The following is a 19,127-nucleotide window of genomic DNA, read 5'->3' on the forward strand; positions in this document are numbered from 1 at the left end:
TCTCCGGATTTTCCCAATCCTCCATTAAATTTACCCAATGCAAATTCAGTACTGTTCAGATCTGCACCTCGAATTTCCTGCTAATAGTAAGCATATAAAAAAGCATCCGCTTGAGCCGGTGGGTGAGGTATTGATCCTGGCCGGCGATATCCTGCCTTTTGCGCTGCACAAAATGCAAACGAACTTTGTTGATTATATAGCCGATCATTTTGAAATGGTGTATTGGGTGCCTGGGAACCATGAGTACTACGGGTACGATCTGTCAACAGTAGCCGATCCGTTGTTGGAGAAACTTCGAAGCAATGTATGGCTGGTAAATAACCAGGTGGTTGATTACAAGAATGTGAGTTTTATTTGCAGCACGCTATGGAGCAAAATAGATGTCGTGCATGCTTTTGATATTCAGCGAAGCATTTCAGATTTCTTTTCCATACAATGGCAGGGGCAGAAATTAACCACCGAACAATTCAACCAACTGCACAATCAGTCGGTTCAATTTTTAGAGAAAGCGTTTAAGGAAGTGAGTACGGAGAAACGCATCGTGATCACGCATCATGTACCTACTTTATATCAATATCCAAACCGGTATAGGAATAGTCCATTGAACGGCGCTTTTGTAACGGAGTTGTATGATCTCATCCATGATTCCGGAGCTAATTACTGGATCTACGGCCATCATCATTACAATATCCCGGAATTTAAAATCGGGGCTACCACTTTGCTAACGAATCAATTGGGGTATGTGCAGCACGGTGAGCATTTGAGTTTTAGGCGGGAGAAAACGATAGAGATAGAAAGTTGAACTAGCAAGGAATAGTGGATCTTGTGCCTGAAAGCGAAGCCAGAACGTAGCCAGGGTAGTGCAACTACGGTCCTGTATTAAGCCCAGGATAACCAGGTTAATGTAAACACCCAGCTTTGTGATCATATAACAGATCACCATAACAAACACTTATATAGCTGGCGCCGGTGGTAGCGTAATGGTACCGGTATTGTAGCCTGATGCTCTAAACACTGTACACTTACTCTACAGAGATCCTACAGGAACCTAAGGCTGCAGTAGGCCATTCCTGTACCAGTCTCAGCGCAGTCTCAGAGCTATTCCTATAGCGCAACACCCTTTCGAATACTACCCAGCATGGAGCCTACTACCAAGGGCGCGCCCCTTCCTTCATAAAAATGCTTTGCTTGTACCGGGCAGCTTTGATCCGAATTAGCATTAAACGAAATTTAAAACGTTTTTTCACCGCGATCGCGAATAAGACTGTAAAACCCTCAATGAGCCTATTGAATTGGTTAAAATGGCTAATAGAGTTGCGGCAGATTATGTGTTTGTGTGACGCAGTTTGCGTGCAAGTAATTAACCCCCTCATTCAGCACATTTCCCAATCCGGGATAACCGAAGCGTGACCGAAGCTTAACCGAAGCTTGACCGAAGCTTAACCGAAGCTTGACCGAAGCATTCCTTAAGGCATTCCCTAAATTGGAATAGTAAATGCAGTAGGGTGGCAAAAATATTCCTTAGCCAACTTGGTTAATTTGTCTGAAAAAAAATCGTATGAGACGGAGGGTATTCGAAATCCCATTTCAATTCTGTTGAACATAGTCGTCGCTTTCAACTATTTCAACTTCAACAAATGTGGATAACTAAATCTTAGCCAAGTTGGCTAGAACTTGGCTAATCGAACGGTTTTTCTGCCTCAATTTTGATCAACGCTTAAGCAGTGAGTGCGATGCAGCGAAACCGGAAGCTAGCGCCGGAATGCTGCCGTACTTCCTGCCTCCCGGCCGGAATAGCGTTGTAACAATTTTACTTCTAACATTTTAAAAATTGATTTTATGGCAGAATCTAAAAATAACTATGTCATGTTTGGCATGTCGGGGAAATTGGGCAAGCTGCTCATTTTCCGCCAGCGCGGGGGTAAAACTATTGCCACGGCCATCCCCAATCGCTCCAATGTGTTTACCGAACAACAGTTGGAGATACAAAGTAAATTCAAAGAGGCAGCTTCCTGGGCACGCGGCATCCTGAAGAATGCGGAGAACCGCAAGTTCTACAGTTCCCAGGCAACGGGCGGTCAATCGGCCTTCAACATGGCCATAGCCGATTGGTTTACTGATCCCGAAATAAAGGAGATCGACACCAAAGATTATACCGGTGTGGTTGGCAGTGTTATCAAAATAGGGGTGATAGATATCATCAAGGTGCAATCGGTGAAAGTGTCCATCACCACCGCAAGTGGTACGCTGGTGGAAGAAGGCAACGCTGTTTTTGATGCCAATAGCCAGCAATGGTTGTATACGGCCGTTCAAAACAATGCAACGCCTGTAGGTTCGCACATTAAAGCAACGGCTACCGACAAACCGGGCAACAGCCATTCGCTCGAAAAAGTGATAGAAGCTTCCTAAGCAGCTATTTTGTTTTTGTCATTGAAAAGACTGCCCCCGGTAAAATGGGGGCGTCTTTTTACCTGGTATCAGGAGAAGTTTAGTTGATTAACCCGCCTCTTCCAGTTCCACTATTTGTTGAGAAAGAACGTGTGTAACAGGTTGCATCTGCTGATTGAGATATAACTGATAGGCAGCTTCAACCAGGCAAAGAATATGATTATAAACCATCCAGGCCTGCCAGGGCGAGAAGCCGTTGGGGTATTGACCCTCGTAACCGATGCCGGCTTCGAGGAAGTCGGCCAGTTCGCGCCGGGTGTACTCGATGGGGCATTGCTGAAAGAAAGAAGTAATAACCAGGGAAGGATCGGCCAGTTGTTCCTCATTCAAATATACCGGCGTAAAATGGGGGGAATTTTCCGACTTACAATACACCGCCTCCACAAAGGGTAACAGCTGATCATGAAACTCAAACAGGATCTCCCGGTCAATGGCAGCAGTATAAGGACTCATGTTATTAATAAGCGCCACGCGCAACCAATTAGGCAATAAATATTCCTGCAACTCATCAAACGGCGTGTGAGAAAACACCTCAGCAATTACTTCATCAGGGTGGGACGTAGCTTTTTCAATCAACCGGGCTGGTTTCGAGAACCGGGCAGGTTGAGCCACTTTCGCGGTTGGCTGAACCAGTTTATTCCTGGCTGTTCCTGGCGGCTGACTCACCGGGTTAATGATCGAGCCGGTCTGCCGTTTCATTATCCACGCAGCCTCCACCAGGGATTCCATTTTTTCATAGAAGAATAGGTAGTTATTACGCTCATGATAGTCATCGGCATGGCTACCCGGACTGGAAACCGCAGCGGTTAGCCATTGCCACATGATTTCGCGAACGTCCTGGAGGTGGTAGCATTGGAAGAAGTCGTACAGGACAAGTTGCGGGTTATTGGTTTGTTCAGGAGTGAGGCGGAGGGGTGTGTTTTTAAGATTGGGATTGTGGGTTTTCATGATGGCAAGTTTAATAGTGAAGTAATAGTAATCTTGATCAGTGTCAATTTTTGAACTGATAGTCAATATATTGAAAAGATGATGGTATATTAGTGGTGTATTATAATAGTGTCTGTATAGCGTTTCTGCAAAATTATTATAGAAAATTATTGGAAGATTGAAATAGTTGATTTAATTTGCTCTGTATAGTAATTATGCGATATTATTTATCCGATATAGCAGAAGTGTTTACTGGGCATACGCTTCGGGAGAAAGTACAACATGATCCCGATGGTGAATGCGCCGTAATTCAATTAAAAGACCTGTCATTCACACCCAATGTCTGCATTAAGAATCCGCCCTATAAAATCTCATTGCTGCGCGGTATTCCCAAAAATCAGTTGCTTCAAAAAGGTGATATCCTGATCCTTTCGAAAGGTTCTGCTAATAAAGCCCTGTTATACGAAGGTCAATATGCGCCGTCAGTTGCCGTTTCGGCATTTACAATAATCCGATTACATAGCGGTCATCTGAAACCGGAATTTTTAACCTGGTATATTAATAGTACCGGGGCGCAGGAGTATTTTAGTATGCACCGGGCCGGTACTACTACTTTGAACCTATCGAAAAAGGCGATCGATGAATTACCGGTTCCGGTACCGCCTTTGGAGAAGCAGGAAATTATGATGAAATTGGTAACTCAATATGAGTTATATACAAACCTGGTAGCCGAATATGAGCGTAATGTCCGGATGCTGGTCGATCATACATTAAACAATCAACTTAACGATCAATAAATGAGCCGTAAACCAACACAAGACGAGATCAATGCCGCGCTATGGGCTGCCTGTGATTCCTTCAGGGGAACGCTTGACAGCAGCGATTATAAGAATTACATCCTCAATTTCATGTTCCTTAAATACCTGAGCGATGTATGGAAAGATAAATATGAAGAGTACAAAAAACAGATAGGTGATAACGATGAGCTGATCCGTCGTAAAATGAACCGCGAACGATTTGTGTTACCAGATCATTGCACATTTGATTATATAGTTGAGCATAAGCACGATACCGACCTGGGTTCATTGATCAATAAGATCACGGAGAAGATTGAAGATGAGAACAAGAGCAAAATGGAAGGGGTGTTTAAAGATATCGATTTTAATTCTGACAGGTTGGGTAATACCAAAGACCGTAACCGAAGGCTGAAAAACCTGATTGAAGACTTCGATAAACCGCAGCTTAATTTTCGTCCGTCTGTAATTGGCAGCGAGGATATTATTGGTAACGCGTACATGTACCTGATCGAACGTTTTGCCGGCGGGGCCGGTAAAAAAGGCGGCGAGTTTTATACACCACATGAAATAAGTGTGTTATTGGCCAGGTTGATGATGCCCAAAGCAGGCGACCGGATTTGTGACCCTACCTGCGGTTCCGGCTCATTACTGATTACTGTTGCCGAACAGGTGCCCTTTAAACCGGGTACGCATTTAAGGGATTGTAGTCTGTATGGGCAGGAAAGCAATGGCGGTACCTGGGCATTAGCAAAAATGAACATGTTCCTGCATGGTATGGATGCGGCGCATATTGAGTGGGGCGATACCATTAATCAGCCGTTATTGATAGAAGGCGATCACCTGATGAAATTTGACATAGTGGTGGCCAATCCGCCTTTCTCCTTAGACAAATGGGGGGCAGAACGGGCGGCACATGATACGTATAAACGCTTTACCCGGGGCATACCGCCAAAGACAAAAGGCGATTATGCGTTTGTGTTGCACATGATCGATACGGCGGTGGAAGGCTCAGGCAAAGTGGGGGTGATTGTACCGCATGGTGTGTTATTCCGCGGAAGCAGTGAAAGGCAGATCAGGGAAAGCCTGGTCCGCGATAATCTGCTGGAAGCGGTGATAGGTTTGCCATCGAACCTGTTCTTTGGAACAGGGATACCGGCGGCTATTCTGTTGTTCAATAAAGGAAAGAAAACAAAAGATGTATTGTTTATTGATGCCAATAAGGAATTTGAAAGCGGTAAAAAGCAGAACACCATACGCGAACAGCATATCAGCCGCATTGTAGATACGTACAAAGAGTTTTTACAAGGTGGGGGAGAAAAAGAAAAATATGCCCATCGCGCCAGCTTTGAAGAAATAGAAAAGAATGAATTCAACCTCAATATACCCCGGTATGTAGATACGTTTGAAAAAGAGGAGGAAATTGATATACCTGCAGTGCAAAAGAGGATTGAAGAGCTGGATGAAGAGTTGGTAAAAGTAAAAGCGGAGATGAATAAGTATTTAAAGGAGTTGGGGTTTAAATAGAAGGCGCTCATAAACCAAAATACATCATCAATCAATAAAAAGTAAGCCATGAAACAAGAACAAATTAAAGAACTGTTTGAAAAATTTGAATCAGCTTGTTATGAAATCAAAGGTGTAGAGTGTTGGAGTGCCAGAGAGTTACAGGATATATTAGGTTATAAAGAATGGCGAAATTTCATGAACGTTATTGAAAAGGCAAAGGAAGCTGTTAAAAATTCAGGAGATCAATTAGATGACCATTTTGTTGAAGTCAACAAAATGGTTCCAATTGGTTCAGGATCAGAGAGAACTGTTGATGATGTCGCACTTACCAGATATGCCTGTTATCTTGTTGCTCAAAATGGAGATCCTTCTAAACCTGCTATTGCTTTTGCTCAAACTTATTTTGCTGTTCAAACCCGTAAACAGGAAATAATAGAACAACGATTGTTAGATGTGGCGAGAGTTAGTGCGAGAGAGAAATTAACCAAGTCTGAAAAAAAAATGTCGGGTATTTTGTATGAAAAAGGAGTTGATGAAAAGGGTTTTGCATTAATTCGTTCCAAAGGCGATCAGGCTTTGTTTGGAGGTTATACTACTACTGATATGAAACGTAAATTAGGTGTGCCGGCATCAAGGCCTTTAGCAGATTTTCTTCCGACGTTAACCATTAAAGCTAAGGATTTTGCAACAGAGCTTACAAGTCACAATGTTCAGGAAAAGGAATTAAGAGGGGAAACTTCAATAGGTCAGGAGCATGTGGATAATAATAAAGCTGTTCGTAAAATGTTGGTCGAGCGTGGTGTTAAACCAGAGCAATTGCCTGCTGCAGAAGATGTACAAAAGGTAAAAAGAAAATTGGAGTCTGAGGAAAAGAAAATGCTAAAAGATGTAAAGAAGGAAAAAAGGGGTAGGAAAAAATGATTAATAAATCAGTTATTATGTTGGCATTCTTCAGTTGTCAAGTATTTCTTGACAACTGGACGCTGAAGATGAGAATAAATTAACTAAGGAACTGTCAAGGAAAACTTGACAGTTCAAAAAGGTAGTTCACTAATGACCATTCAATACTGCTCAGACCTTCATCTGGAATTTCCCAGGAATAAAATGTTCCTGGAAAGGTTCCCACTTCAACCGGAGGGCGTAGTATTGATATTGGCCGGTGATATTTTACCATTTCACTTGCACAAAAAACAAACCGGCTTTATTGATTTTGTAGCAGATAATTTTGAAATGGTATACTGGGCGCCCGGTAACCATGAATATTATGGACATGATGCGGCAACGGTGGCTGATCCATTGCTGGAAAAATTACGCAGCAATGTATGGCTCGTCAACAACCGGGTGATAGCGTATAAAGACGTGCAGTTTATATGCAGTACTTTATGGAGTAAGATACCGGTGGTAAATGCATTGGATATACAGCGAAGCATTTCAGATTTTCATGCTATCCGCTGGCAGGGAAAGAAATTGAGTGCTGAACGATTTAATCAGCTGCATGAAAATTCGGTTGCTTTTTTACAGCGGGCTTTTAAGGAGACTAATACAATGAAAACGGTTGTGGTTACCCATCATGTGCCTACGCTGTATCAGTACCCTGATCAGTATATGAATAGTCCATTAAATGGCGCGTTTGTAACCGAGTTATATGATTTGATTTTTGGTTGTGGCGCTGCTTATTGGATTTACGGGCATCACCACAGTAATGTAGGTGCGTTTGCGATAGGTGAAACAACCTTGTTGACCAACCAGCTTGGTTATGTGGAGTATGGTGAGCATGCCGTTTTTAGTAGAAATGCAGTAAGAAACATTTAAAAGATATATCAGCTATTCGAAATTTTCGAATAACTCACTGAGTTATCCGGGATTTCCGGATAACTCAATAAAATTAAAAATGATTATATGGAAGGATATAAACATACTGAGTTGGGATGGATACCGGATGATTGGGATTGTTTAGAATTATCACATATTACTCAGAAAGAAAGACCAGTTTCTTATGGTATAGTTCAAACAGGTCTTCCGGTTAAAGATGGAATTAAATGTATACGGGTCTTGGATATTGTAAACGGTAAAATAGATGATGATAATTTAATTACAACATCGCATAAAATAAGTAATGCATATAAGAGAACTGTCTTACAAGATGGGGATTTGGTAATGGCATTACGTGGTAAGATTGGTGAATTAGCGAAGGCTACAAAAAGTCATGAAGGTTACAATCTGACTAGAGGAGTGGCTTTAGTCGCTCCAAAAGCCAATTACGATAGTGAATATCTTAAGCAGCAAATGTCATCGCCTCTTTTTCGTGATTATTTAATGGGTCATTTGAATGGATCGGCATTAAAGGAACTTGCAATTAATGTTATACGGAAGATAAAGGTGCCAATCCCAAAAAGCAAAAGTGAACAGCTTAAAATAGCCGATGTTCTTTCCACCTGGGACAAATCCATCGAAACCCTCACCCAATTAATAGCCGCGAAACAACAACTCAAAAAAGGCTTAATGCAGCAACTGCTTACCGGCAAAAAAAGATTGCCGGGGTTTAAGGGGAAGTGGGAAGTTAAAAAAATAAAGCAATTGGGAAAAATCGAATCAGGAGGAACGCCAGATACTAAAATTGTTGAATATTGGGATGGACAAATTGATTGGATAACTCCAACGGACATCACAGGTCTTAATGGTTATAGATTTATCGAACATACACAACGGAAAATAACTAATGCGGGCTTAAAAAATAGTTCGGCTACATTAATTCCGGCCAATTCAGTTATCATTTGTACTAGAGCAACAATTGGTGACTGCGCTATTAATTTGAAACCTATAACTACAAATCAAGGTTTTAAAACCATAATACCCAAGGATGTTAATTATATGTTTTTATATTATAAAATGCTAAGTATTAAGGACGTAATGATTGAAAGAGCAAATGGAAGTACATTTTTGGAAATATCAAAGACGGATTTTGAAAATCTTGAGGTTCTTGTTCCTCCAACCGAGAGTGAGCAAACAGTTATTGGATCTTTTTTAGAGAAACTGGATGAGGAGATAGATTTGTTAAAAAAACAACATGAAAGCTTAAAACTCCAAAAACAAGGCCTCATGCAACAACTCTTAACCGGCAAAAAAAGAGTAAAAGTATAACCATATCCTTTATCCTTTGAAACGAACCATAAAAGTGGGGAAGGGAACAGCGATACCATGAAAACATACCTACATACCTACATCTACAAAGCATTCGTATGAGTTATTCAGAACTACACGATTCCCAATCCCCCGCCTTACTGCTATTGCGCAAATTGGGCTGGCAGCATATTACCAAAGACGAAGCGCTGCAACAGCGCGGTGGCATCAGGAGTAATGTAATATTGGAAGATATCCTGGAGCAGCAATTAAAAGCGCTCAATACCTTCACTTATAGAGGCAACAACTATAAGTTTTCCGAAGGTAATATCCATGCCGCCATTCATGCCATCAAAAATGTACCTGACGAAGGACTGGTTCGCACCAGCGAAAAAGTGTACGACTTAATTACGCTGGGTAAAAGCTTCGAGGAAACCATCCAGGGCGATAGAAAAAGCTTTACAATCAAATACATCGATTGGGAAAACCCAAGGAACAATGTCTACCACATTGCAGATGAATTTGCAGTCGAAGGTTTGAATGAAACCCGCCGGCCCGACCTGGTTTTATTCATAAACGGAATTCCCTTTGCCGTTATAGAGAATAAAAGAAGAGATAGAAATGGTTCCATCGATGAAGCTATTTCCCAGCATCAGAGAAACCAGAAAAAAGAAAATGGTATTCCAAAATTATACCATTATGCTCATTTGCTGTTGGCCGTTCATCCAAACGAAGTGAAATACGCTGCCATCGATACAAAGCCAAAGTTCTGGTCGGTATGGGAAGAACAAACGGATGTGGAAGATAAAGTACAAAACATTATCAAAAAACCGGTTTCCGGAACGAAGGAAGGAGTGGAAGACCGGTTGCCCACTTTCCAGGATAAAATGTTGTATAGCCTTTGTCGCAAAGATCGGTTGTTAGAGCTGGTTTATAAGTTTATCGTGTATGATGATCGAAAAAAGAAGATCTGCCGCTACCAGCAATATTTTACCGTAATGAATGCCTTGCAACGCATAAAAGAGTTTACCAAAGAAGGGCAACGCAGGGGCGGCGTGGTATGGCATACCCAGGGCAGTGGTAAAAGCTTAACCATGGTGATGCTGGCCAAATGTCTGTCGCTTGAAAAAGATATTAAAAATGCAAGGGTTATCATTGTCACCGACCGAATTGATCTCGATAACCAGATCACCAAAACTTTTGAAGCCTGTCAGAAACATCCGGTGCAGGCAAAAAGCGGCGCTGATCTGGCTGAATTGATCAATAATAATGGAATAGAGATAATAACTACCATCATTGATAAATTCGACGCCGCTTTAAGCCGGCGTGATATTGAAAATGATTCGGCCAATATATTTGTGCTGGTCGATGAAAGTCACCGCAGCCAATACGGTAGCATGCATACCAAAATGAGAAAGGTATTGCCAAAGGCCTGTTATATTGGTTTTACCGGTACGCCGCTTACCCATAATGAAAAATCAACGGCGAAAAAGTTTGGTGGCTTTATTCTTCCCAATTACCCAATTGAAAAGGCCGTTCGCGATAAAGCTGTAGTCCCTTTATTATACGAAGGCCGTTCTGCAAAGTTGTCGGTGAACAGAACCGCATTGGATAAAGAGTTTACCCGCGTAAGCGAACCGTTAACGGAGTACCAGACTAAAAACCTGCAAAGGAAGTTTGCATCCATCACAAAAATTTATAAAAGTCAGCAGGTTGTTGAAGAAATAGCCTACGATATAGCAAAGCATTATTGCGAGAACTGGCAGGGTAAGGGATTTAAAGCCATGCTGGCGGTACCGCTTAGGGAAACGGCTATTAAATACCTGCGCTATTTTGAAAACCAGATCAACCCTAAACTGCACCTGAATGCGCGGGTAATTATTTCCGCACCCGATACCAGGGAAGATAATGAAGAGGTGGATGAAGAACCAACCTCCGAAGTACAGAAATGGTGGGATAAAACATCCAGGGATTACGGCGGCATCGACGAATATGAACGTGTTACTATTGAAAAGTTCAAGCAGGAAAGTGAAGACGTGGAATTATTGATTGTAGTAGGAAAGTTGTTGACTGGTTTTGATGCGCCGAATTGCAGCATTTTATACCTGGCAAAGCCGCTGGCCGAACACAACCTGTTGCAGGCAATTGCCCGCGTAAACCGGTTATATGAAGGAAAAGATTTTGGCTACATTATTGACTATATCGGCATTTTAGGCGAACTGGATGAAGCCCTGACCCATTACGCAGCTTTAAGCGAATTTGATGAAGAAGATTTGGAAGGCAGTTTGATTAGCGTTGCAGAAGAGATTAAGAAACTTCCCCAACGGCATGCAGAGTTAGTTGATGTATTTAAAGAGGTGAAAAAGAAGGCGGACAAGGAGGCGTTGGAGCGGTTTCTGCGGCCGGAAGATAAGCGGGATATTTTCCGGCAAAAGCTTACAGCATTCGGCCGTACCCTGCACACCGCTTTAGCAGCCAGCGATGAGCTGGAGAAGATATTTTCGCGAGAAAAAGTGACGTTTTTTATTAAGGAATTCGAGTATTATAATTCTTTACGGATTTCAATACAGGCTCGATATGCTGATAAAGTTGATTTCAAAGAATACGAAAAAAGGATTCAAAAACTACTGGATACTTATGTAAGCGCCGAAGGGATGGATCAGATCACCGAGCCAATCAATATTTTCGATGAGGAGCTGTTCAAAAAAGAAGTAGAGCGGGTTACCGGCTCTATAGCTTCCAAAGCAGATGCCATTGCTTATGCTACAAAAAAAGTCACATCTGAAAAGATGGATGAGGATCCCGTATACTATAAACGGTTTTCCGATATGATCGACCAGGCTATCCAGGATTTCCTGCAAAAGCGCATCACAGAATCCCAGTACCTGGCTAAGCAGATACAAATAAGGAATGAAATGTTGAAAGGCAGTCCGGAAGGTGTACCCGCTGAAGTGCAGGGCAAACCGGAAGCCCGGGCATTTTATGGTATTCTTCGTGAAGAGATATTGAATGCAGGAATTCAACTTAGCGCGAAACAAAATAAGGCGCTGGCACAGGCCGGTTTAAATATAGCCAATATTATTTCATCGCTGGTGATCAGAGATTGGGTACGAAACAATGATGTGAAAAATAAAATGATGAATGATATGGAAGACTACCTGCTTCGGGAGTCGGCTCAATGGGGTATTACTATATCTTATGAGTTGTTGGATACAATGCTTGAGAAATGTATAACCGTTGCTAAAAAAGTCTATTGATGAAGCAAAGTGAAGGATTGCACATTGAATATGGAACTACCCGTATTCCTTTTGTGTTGCTGTACAGTAAAAGAAGAACCTTGGGCATTGCGGTTACGCCTGATAAACAGGTAACCATAACGGCTCCTTATGATGCCAGTCTTGAAAAAATATTGGAGAAAGTTGGGAATAGGGCTGCTTGGATCAGTAAACAAATAAGAAAGTTTGACTCATACGAAGTCACGTTACTACGCCGGAAGATTGAATATGTAAGCGGTGAAACGCTTTATTACATGGGTAGGAAATACAGGTTGAAAGTCGTAGAAGGTATTCCGGAAATGATCACCAAAGAAGGAAGAAATATAAAAGCTGTTGTTAAAAGTAAGGCAAATCAGAAGCATATAGCCGGTATGGTTATGGACTGGTACAAGCAGGAGGCGAAAAGAGTATTCCGGGAGCGGTTTGAGCGTTATGCATATATATTGAAACGGGAAAAGTTATCAGTTAACCAGTTACTAGTTCGACGTCTGGAAAAACGTTGGGGTAGTTGTACTGAACTGGGAAATATAATACTTAACCTTTCACTGATTCAAGCGCCGGTTCAGTGTGTTGATTACGTTATTTTGCATGAACTCTGTCATTTAAAACATCTCAATCATGGACCAAGGTTTTATAATATGCTTGGCAGGTATATGGAAGATTGGGAAAAGAGAAGAGACCGGTTGCAAACCGTTAGAATACTCGAATAATTTATGTATTTTAAAGTTAATAATCAGAAAATATAGAAGCTTATGTACTGGTTATTTAGCAATGATATTTTTGGTGTTCGCAGCGAAGTTGTAAATATCTCCTGGCAACAAAAACAAAATTTTCAAGGAGAAGTTGGTGATGAAGTGATTTTTTTTGAATTTAATTATAGGAGACATTTATTTACTCATCTTTATAAAATAGCTCGAATTAACAAGCGGAAAACTGAAAGGAATTTAGGTATTAATTCAATTTCTCTTACACTTCGGTTAATTACAAATTTTGGGGAAGAGAAGGAGATTGAGGATTATATTTTCAGTTTCCCTAGAATCAAGTATTTCAGGAGTCGGCTATACAGGTATTTTAATAGGCGATATTACAAATTAACTGATGTAGAGTTTTTTGCCATAGTTGAAGATAGAATATTTCTTTCCAGGACAATCGTTGGTACTGCCTTAAATGCATTGCATTCGGATCATAGAAGGGCATTCAGCCAACTTATGGTTGAAAGAAATCCGGATATTTTACAAAATAGATATACTCATACAGAGATCTTAAGCCTTTTAAACGAATACTTCCAGTACGCAATTGTAACTCCTGCAAAGCAATTGGCTGAGGCATATGTTCAAATGCAATCATTTATTGAACGAGGAGAAGCGCTTGAATCGATATCTTTTTATAATACTGCAAATCCAAGAATTCGAAACGATAGCATAAGAACTCAGGTAAATTTAATTAATGAATATTTGGAGCAGGTAGATATTTCAATTCCCGAAGATAGGCGAACGAATGTAGATGAATCAGAGTTTGAATCTTTATTTAGAAATAAACCATTACCTATAGATCTAAACGATTGAATATGGCTATAACAAAAGTTAGGCAACTTCGTAAATCAATAGAAAAATTATCTAAATGGGAGAGCTCTGGAAATGCGTTTGGTTTTATTGAAGGAATAGCTGATAATAAGGTTGATTATATTTATGAGTTTTTTTGTGCTGTTCAAATCTTATATGATTTAAATACTCACCATAACATTAAGCTGTGCCCAGGAAAAAAGGGGTATCAATTTCCCTTGAAGCCAGGAAATAAAGCTGAATGGGCAAAGTTTGTAATTACAAAAGACAAGAGATCGCGTGAGCCCCTTTATGAACTATGTATGGGAGTTTCTGTAAAGATTAGTTCATCTCCCCAAACAACCTTTGCAGCCGATATATCTATTCAGAGTCCACTTTCAGGCGATCCTGATGAGTCTCATGTCGTTCTTATTATGGATGCGAAGTATAAGAAGTCTAGTAGATCAACTCTTGACATTGGTACAATTCGAGAATTTGCTCAATGTGTACGAGATATGCAAGTGCCTAAATGTATAGATGGTCTTAAGTTTAATAAGCTGGGAGATTTAGCCTCTAATTGTTTGTTTACAAATGGTGAGTTGATTAATGAACATGAGTTGTATTGTAAGAACAATAAATTAAAGCAAGTCGGGAGATTTGACTGTGATAGTCGACAAATGATTGTTGTGGGTTAGGATAGTAATTTTAATGAATGGACTTGTTTTTGAAAATTTCACTATTGAATTTGATATGCTTATTTTTCAATTTATAACTGTATATGGAAAACACTCAAGGAATCGTCTACATCCTCACAAATCCAGCCATACCAAATATGATTAAAATTGGTATGACTTCCCAGGAAGATGTAAAGTTAAGGATGGCTCAACTGTATAATTCAGGAGTTCCCTTGCCGTTTGAATGTGTATATGCTGCAAAAGTTAGCAATTTTGAAAAGGTTGAAAAAGCTTTGCATATAGCCTTTGGACCTGACAGGGTGAATCCAAAGAGGGAGTTCTTTGCAATTGACCCCGGTCAAGCTATTGCCATTATAAAGTTGATGGAAATTGAAGATGTAACCCCTAAAGTGGCCAATGAGAAAGAGGAGGTTGATGAAGTTGATCGGGAAGCTGGGGTAGAGTACGCAAGAAAAAATAGGCCGCGGTTTAATTTCAATGACATGAATATCCCGATTGGAAGTGAACTGGTTTCTGTTGCCAATGGAGAAGTGGTTACTGTCGCAAGTGACAGAACTGTTCGTTTTCGTGGTGATGAAACTTCATTGACAAATGCAACCAGAATAATTTTAGAAAACGGATATCATGTGGCGCCGGGGCCATACTGGACATATAATGGTAAAAAATTGAGAGATATCTATAATGAAACCTATCCAATGCAATGATGCCAATGAAAAAATGGTTAATAATTGTTGTGCTTACAGGCCTAGTAATTATAGGTAGACTTTACGCCCAAACTGAATTAAATCAACTTGATGGAAATAAGGAATTAAGAAATGGAGACATTATTTTCCAAACATCACTTTCAGAACAAAGCAAGGCGATTCAATTAGCCACAAAATCAAAATTCTCTCATTGTGGAATTGTTTTTAAATATGGCCCAAATTATTATGTCTTTGAAGCCGTTCAACCTGTTAAACGTACTGCTCTTGATAAATGGATCGCACGTGGCCAAGATGGTAGATATGTAGTTAAGAGGCTTAAAAACGCCGATCAAATTTTAACTGGTACTGTATTGGTAAAAATGAAACAAATATGCAATCAATTAAAAGGTAAAAGTTACGACCTCACTTTTGAATGGTCAGACGATAAAATTTATTGTTCAGAGTTAATTTGGAAAATATATAAACGTGCAGCAGGTATTGAAATAGGCAAGCTTGAGAAGCTTAGCGATTTTGATTTGAAAAATGATGCTGTTAAAAAGAAAATGAAAGAACGCTATGGCAACAACATACCATTGAATGAAACTGTTATTTCTCCGGCAGCAATTTTTAATAGCGAACTTTTAACTACCGTAAAATCAAACTAAGTATTGATATGCTGGCAACCAAACAACAAACCCGCTGCGTAATACAACGGGTTCTTCTAAATAAATTTACAAATATTACCTCCCCACCGTTACACTTCCCCTCTCAGCCCCATACCCAAACCGCACACTGTTCAAAGCAGCCGAATCCACAAAAATGTCCCTGGACCTCTCCCCATTCACCCCATAAAACTGTACCGGCGGCGTAAGCGAACGAACCTTAGCGAAGCTAAGGTGATGACTGTTCTCAATATTAATAAGCGGACTCGAAACAGCACACTGCAACACCACATTCGAAAAGCCCACATTACAGGCTTCAATCAAATCGACGCCTCGACGCGAAGTGATCACCACATCACTCAACTGAATATCTTTAATACTCATCTCTGGCAGCCCCCGGATCAACATCGCCCGATCGGCGCCGGAGCATATGATGTTATCGATATAGAACTTGCGGAACTGCGGGGTACCGGAATCCACAGCAGGAATCTCTACTTTCACACCCAGGCCTGGAGCCTTGGCAAAGTAATACATATCGAACGAAATAGCATCGCCGCCTATGTTTTGCATGTTGATGTTCTTAATATAAATATTCTCCACTATGCCCCCGCGGCCGCGGGTGGTTTTGAAGCGCAGGCCGATGTCGGTGCCCATGAAGGTGCAGTCGGTCACGAAGATATCATGCGCGCCGCCACTCATCTCACTGCCGATCACAAAGCCGCCATGGCCGTGGTAGACTATATTGTTGCGTATGACAATGTATTGTGAGGCTTTACCCACTTTCCGGCCTTCTTCATCCTTCCCGCTTTTGATGCAAATGCCATCATCGCCGCAATCGAGCATACTATTCTTTACTTCTACATACGAACAGGATTCTATATCCAGTCCATCACCGTTTTGGGCGTAGGATGGATTGCGAACTTTGATTCCATCGACTGTCAGGTTTTCGCAATAGATCGGGTGCAAACACCAGGCTGGGGAGTTCTGGAATGTAGCGCCTTGCAACAACACTTTCTTACAATTTGTCAGCACCAGCAAATTGGGGCGCAGGTAATCTTTGATAGGGGCGTAGTCTTCCAGGGTAGTACGGGTAACGGTCTCCCGGCTTTGTTCTGCCTTCTGATACGCTTCGGACGGATACCAACTGCGTCCATCGGTACTCAACACGCCACCAGAAGCCACCAACTCTTTCCACTCGCTTTCCGTTAATTTGTCTTTCTTGACCGACCGCCAAACATCCCCATTTCCGTCTATAATGCCTTCTCCGGTAATCGCTACATTTTCCAAATTAGTTCCCGAGATCGGCGGCTGGTTGCGTACGGCCTTCCGCCCTTCGAAATTCGTTTCTATTAATTTATACTGGCTTTTATCGCCGGTGAATTGTAACAATGCCGCCCGGCTCACATGCAGGTTCACGTTACTTTGCAGTACGATCGGACCGGTCAGCCAAATGCCCTGCGGTATATACACGACTCCACCACCGGCCTGACTGCACGCTTCTATCGCTTTGTTGATGGCCTCAGTATTGAGTGTAATACCATCGGGCTTCGCGCCAAAGCGTGTAATGTTAATCGTATCATTCTTAAATACTGGCACCTGTACCCTGGGCAAATTTGCCCAGGTATACGTGCCGTTTTGTGCATAGGTTAACAGGGCCATACCAGCGCTTATCGCCAGTAAAAAGATCCGCTTTGTTGTGTTCATTGGTAAGTCTGATTTATTGGCTTCGTCAATTTATAAGTCTATAATGGTTAGTGAACGCCTTTCTGTCCCGGCTCACCAGGGCCGAAGGCTCTTAATACGTCCACCTGGGATCGCCAATCGCGCCACCCGCACTGCTCACCGTGCGTAATACTGAGTTAGCCGGTAAGGTAAAATCAACGGTCGTGGTCGTCCAACCCAGGTTGATATTGTTGTTGCCCACCATCGTAATATTCGTCGCGGGGAAAGTGCTTGCAGTGCCCGATCCATTGGTCAAATTGAAATAATTACTATTGCTGAATACCACCGCTGTACCTGCTCCGGTGGCATTGATGAGCTCCGGTTTTACCGTGGCCGATGCCTTCGGTATATTGGCCACAATACTGTTGGTGATATTCAACTTAATCGGATTGCTTCCGGCATTCAAGATGGGGTTCAGGTTCTTCGCGCCAAAATTGTTCAGCGTACAATAATCGAATGTGATAGTAGGTATGGCCGTCAAAACCGTCGATGCCGTCACGAGCGACTGTCCCACATTGTAAAAGGTCGATTTGCTCACCGTCATCGTTTTGAACAACAGCTTATCTAAATGAAAACAATTGTAACTCAGGTTCGTCCCAATATCAGATACAAACGCATTCTTCACCAATATCTGGTCCATGGTATAATCGCCCGCCGCCGAGCCGCGGTTCGCCCGCATAAAACTGGTCAACGCGCCATGCACCCAACAATTGCTCACACTCACCTGCGTATACGCGCATTTTTCTGCATCGGCTGCCACACCGGTCAGGTTAATAAAATACAATGCGCCGGAAGCGGTTCCATCCAGTTCTATTCCTTCCAGGTTAATGCCTGCTCCATTTCCGCGTAGCGTAAACTCTTTAAAATTTACCTTGGTATCGGCCGGGTTATTTGAAATAGATTTAACGGTCACCGTTTTTTGCAACACAGTGAAATTGCTGGTACCCGCAGTATAGGTGCCGGGGTTCAAACCGATGACATCATTGTTGACGGCATTCGTGATCGCGGCCACCAGGTCATCGCCCGAATTCAGGATCACGCTGTACACCGTAGGCGCCGGGGTTTTAAATACCAGTATTCCCTTGCTCTTGGTACCCAGGAACAGTTCCGCTACATAGGTGGTATCGGAGATCAATCCGCTTACCTTTACCGCGCCACTGCTCAACTCGGCAGCTGTAAGGTTATGGGTTACCATCACCCCTTTATTGGGGAACAGCGTAATATGCGTTAACTGTGGATTGGGTTGCCAGCGCAGAACAACAGATGTTTCCGTAAGCTCTACATCCCTGATGGGGTAGAACCATTGTTCGCCGTTGATCGAAAAAGCACTGCTTCTTTCCCATTTCGATTCGGGCTGGTTGTCATATGCGTTCGCTTTAATGCGCACGTAGTATTTTTTTCGCAGCTGGATCTTGTCATCGCTGACCGTAATGGTGGCCGTATCTGTCTCTATCGAAAATTCCGCAGTGGCAAATGTAGAGTCCTGCGAAAATTCCGCCGTATAGGTCAGCGCCTGTCCCTTGCTTAAGATCGGCACACTCCAGGTAACGGTTGCGGTTGTCTCCGTCGTTTTCACAGAAATGCCCTGTGGCTTGAACAGCCGCGGCGGTTCCAACCCATCATTCTTTTTACATGATACTGCATAAACAGCTACTGCCAACAGCAGCCCTGATAATATATTTATAGTTATACGGTTCATTGTTATGTTTTTTAAGTTTACCGGCCAACTCCAAGCGCCCTGAGCGAAGCCG

Annotated in this window: 16 protein-coding genes; 13 read left to right on the forward strand and 3 right to left on the reverse strand. The window is 42.0% G+C overall.

Annotated features, from left to right (window positions below; all coding sequences use genetic code 11):
• The first annotated feature begins 37 nt into the window (after positions 1–37).
• Both A3860_RS26145 and A3860_RS26155 read left to right on the forward strand, forming a co-directional pair.
• Positions 38–802 carry a metallophosphoesterase gene (locus A3860_RS26145; RefSeq protein ID WP_081151731.1) on the forward strand — a complete coding sequence of 255 codons (765 nt, stop codon included), beginning with the start codon at positions 38–40 and terminating at the stop codon, positions 800–802.
• 1,037 nt (positions 803–1,839) lie between these two features.
• Positions 1,840–2,409 (forward strand): hypothetical protein, encoded by a 570-nt coding sequence (locus A3860_RS26155; protein ID WP_081151737.1) that lies wholly within the window; start codon positions 1,840–1,842, stop codon positions 2,407–2,409.
• A gap of 87 nt (positions 2,410–2,496) precedes the next feature.
• Here the strand turns inward: A3860_RS26155 and A3860_RS41710 are convergent, their stop codons facing one another.
• Positions 2,497–3,396 carry a hypothetical protein gene (locus A3860_RS41710; protein ID WP_216823506.1) on the reverse strand — a complete coding sequence of 300 codons (900 nt, stop codon included), beginning with the start codon at positions 3,394–3,396 and terminating at the stop codon, positions 2,497–2,499.
• A gap of 194 nt (positions 3,397–3,590) precedes the next feature.
• Between A3860_RS41710 and A3860_RS26165 the strand changes: the two genes are divergently transcribed.
• From A3860_RS26165 to A3860_RS26215, 11 genes are all read left to right on the forward strand, one after another.
• Positions 3,591–4,172, forward strand: coding sequence for a restriction endonuclease subunit S (locus A3860_RS26165; protein ID WP_081151740.1), 582 nt, complete (start codon positions 3,591–3,593; stop codon positions 4,170–4,172).
• Positions 4,173–5,696 (forward strand): type I restriction-modification system subunit M, encoded by a 1,524-nt coding sequence (locus tag A3860_RS26170; RefSeq protein ID WP_081151743.1) that lies wholly within the window; start codon positions 4,173–4,175, stop codon positions 5,694–5,696.
• Between the two features lie 48 nt (positions 5,697–5,744).
• Positions 5,745–6,599 (forward strand): DNA damage-inducible protein D, encoded by an 855-nt coding sequence (gene dinD / locus A3860_RS26175; protein ID WP_081151746.1) that lies wholly within the window; start codon positions 5,745–5,747, stop codon positions 6,597–6,599.
• Positions 6,600–6,731: 132 nt separating this feature from the next.
• Entirely contained in the window at positions 6,732–7,490 is a 759-nt protein-coding gene (locus A3860_RS26180; protein WP_081151749.1) for a metallophosphoesterase, read from the forward strand.
• 87 nt (positions 7,491–7,577) lie between these two features.
• A complete protein-coding gene (locus A3860_RS26185; protein ID WP_081151752.1) occupies positions 7,578–8,819 on the forward strand; it encodes a restriction endonuclease subunit S in 1,242 nt (413 codons plus the stop codon).
• Between the two features lie 98 nt (positions 8,820–8,917).
• Entirely contained in the window at positions 8,918–12,055 is a 3,138-nt protein-coding gene (locus A3860_RS26190; RefSeq protein WP_081151755.1) for a type I restriction endonuclease subunit R, read from the forward strand.
• Positions 12,055–12,783 (forward strand): M48 family metallopeptidase, encoded by a 729-nt coding sequence (locus A3860_RS26195; protein WP_081151758.1) that lies wholly within the window; start codon positions 12,055–12,057, stop codon positions 12,781–12,783. The genes A3860_RS26190 and A3860_RS26195 overlap by 1 nt, the downstream gene beginning before the upstream one ends.
• Before the next feature lie 42 nt (positions 12,784–12,825).
• Entirely contained in the window at positions 12,826–13,638 is an 813-nt protein-coding gene (locus A3860_RS26200) for a hypothetical protein (protein WP_081151761.1), read from the forward strand.
• A 2-nt stretch (positions 13,639–13,640) separates the two neighbouring features.
• Entirely contained in the window at positions 13,641–14,309 is a 669-nt protein-coding gene (locus tag A3860_RS26205; protein ID WP_081151764.1) for a hypothetical protein, read from the forward strand.
• Positions 14,310–14,392: 83 nt separating this feature from the next.
• Complete coding sequence (locus tag A3860_RS26210; protein ID WP_081151767.1) at positions 14,393–15,013, forward strand: GIY-YIG nuclease family protein; 621 nt, start codon at positions 14,393–14,395, stop codon at positions 15,011–15,013.
• Positions 15,010–15,657, forward strand: coding sequence for a YiiX family permuted papain-like enzyme (locus A3860_RS26215; protein ID WP_245843628.1), 648 nt, complete (start codon positions 15,010–15,012; stop codon positions 15,655–15,657). Before A3860_RS26210 ends, A3860_RS26215 begins: the two co-directional genes overlap by 4 nt.
• Positions 15,658–15,732: 75 nt before the next feature.
• Here the strand turns inward: A3860_RS26215 and A3860_RS26220 are convergent, their stop codons facing one another.
• Together A3860_RS26220 and A3860_RS26225 are read right to left on the reverse strand one after the other, a co-directional pair.
• Positions 15,733–17,358 (reverse strand): glycoside hydrolase family 28 protein, encoded by a 1,626-nt coding sequence (locus tag A3860_RS26220; RefSeq protein WP_081151769.1) that lies wholly within the window; start codon positions 17,356–17,358, stop codon positions 15,733–15,735.
• Between the two features lie 91 nt (positions 17,359–17,449).
• Positions 17,450–19,075 carry a DUF4957 domain-containing protein gene (locus A3860_RS26225; RefSeq protein WP_081151772.1) on the reverse strand — a complete coding sequence of 542 codons (1,626 nt, stop codon included), beginning with the start codon at positions 19,073–19,075 and terminating at the stop codon, positions 17,450–17,452.
• Positions 19,076–19,127 lie beyond the last annotated feature (52 nt).

Origin of the sequence: Niastella vici (assembly GCF_002077945.1) — a bacterium.
GTDB classification, from domain to species: domain Bacteria; phylum Bacteroidota; class Bacteroidia; order Chitinophagales; family Chitinophagaceae; genus Niastella; species Niastella vici.

Bases quoted from the DNA above. Each gene is read 5' to 3' on its own strand.
- A3860_RS26145 (WP_081151731.1), top strand. From the start codon at position 38: ATGCAAATTCAGTACTGTTCAGATCTGCACCTCGAATTTCCTGCTAAT.
- A3860_RS26155 (WP_081151737.1), top strand. From the start codon at position 1,840: ATGGCAGAATCTAAAAATAACTATGTCATGTTTGGCATGTCGGGGAAA.
- A3860_RS41710 (WP_216823506.1), bottom strand. From the start codon at position 3,396: ATGAAAACCCACAATCCCAATCTTAAAAACACACCCCTCCGCCTCACT.
- A3860_RS26165 (WP_081151740.1), top strand. From the start codon at position 3,591: ATGCGATATTATTTATCCGATATAGCAGAAGTGTTTACTGGGCATACG.
- A3860_RS26170 (WP_081151743.1), top strand. From the start codon at position 4,173: ATGAGCCGTAAACCAACACAAGACGAGATCAATGCCGCGCTATGGGCT.
- dinD (WP_081151746.1), top strand. From the start codon at position 5,745: ATGAAACAAGAACAAATTAAAGAACTGTTTGAAAAATTTGAATCAGCT.
- A3860_RS26180 (WP_081151749.1), top strand. From the start codon at position 6,732: ATGACCATTCAATACTGCTCAGACCTTCATCTGGAATTTCCCAGGAAT.
- A3860_RS26185 (WP_081151752.1), top strand. From the start codon at position 7,578: ATGGAAGGATATAAACATACTGAGTTGGGATGGATACCGGATGATTGG.
- A3860_RS26190 (WP_081151755.1), top strand. From the start codon at position 8,918: ATGAGTTATTCAGAACTACACGATTCCCAATCCCCCGCCTTACTGCTA.
- A3860_RS26195 (WP_081151758.1), top strand. From the start codon at position 12,055: ATGAAGCAAAGTGAAGGATTGCACATTGAATATGGAACTACCCGTATT.
- A3860_RS26200 (WP_081151761.1), top strand. From the start codon at position 12,826: ATGTACTGGTTATTTAGCAATGATATTTTTGGTGTTCGCAGCGAAGTT.
- A3860_RS26205 (WP_081151764.1), top strand. From the start codon at position 13,641: ATGGCTATAACAAAAGTTAGGCAACTTCGTAAATCAATAGAAAAATTA.
- A3860_RS26210 (WP_081151767.1), top strand. From the start codon at position 14,393: ATGGAAAACACTCAAGGAATCGTCTACATCCTCACAAATCCAGCCATA.
- A3860_RS26215 (WP_245843628.1), top strand. From the start codon at position 15,010: ATGATGCCAATGAAAAAATGGTTAATAATTGTTGTGCTTACAGGCCTA.
- A3860_RS26220 (WP_081151769.1), bottom strand. From the start codon at position 17,358: ATGAACACAACAAAGCGGATCTTTTTACTGGCGATAAGCGCTGGTATG.
- A3860_RS26225 (WP_081151772.1), bottom strand. From the start codon at position 19,075: ATGAACCGTATAACTATAAATATATTATCAGGGCTGCTGTTGGCAGTA.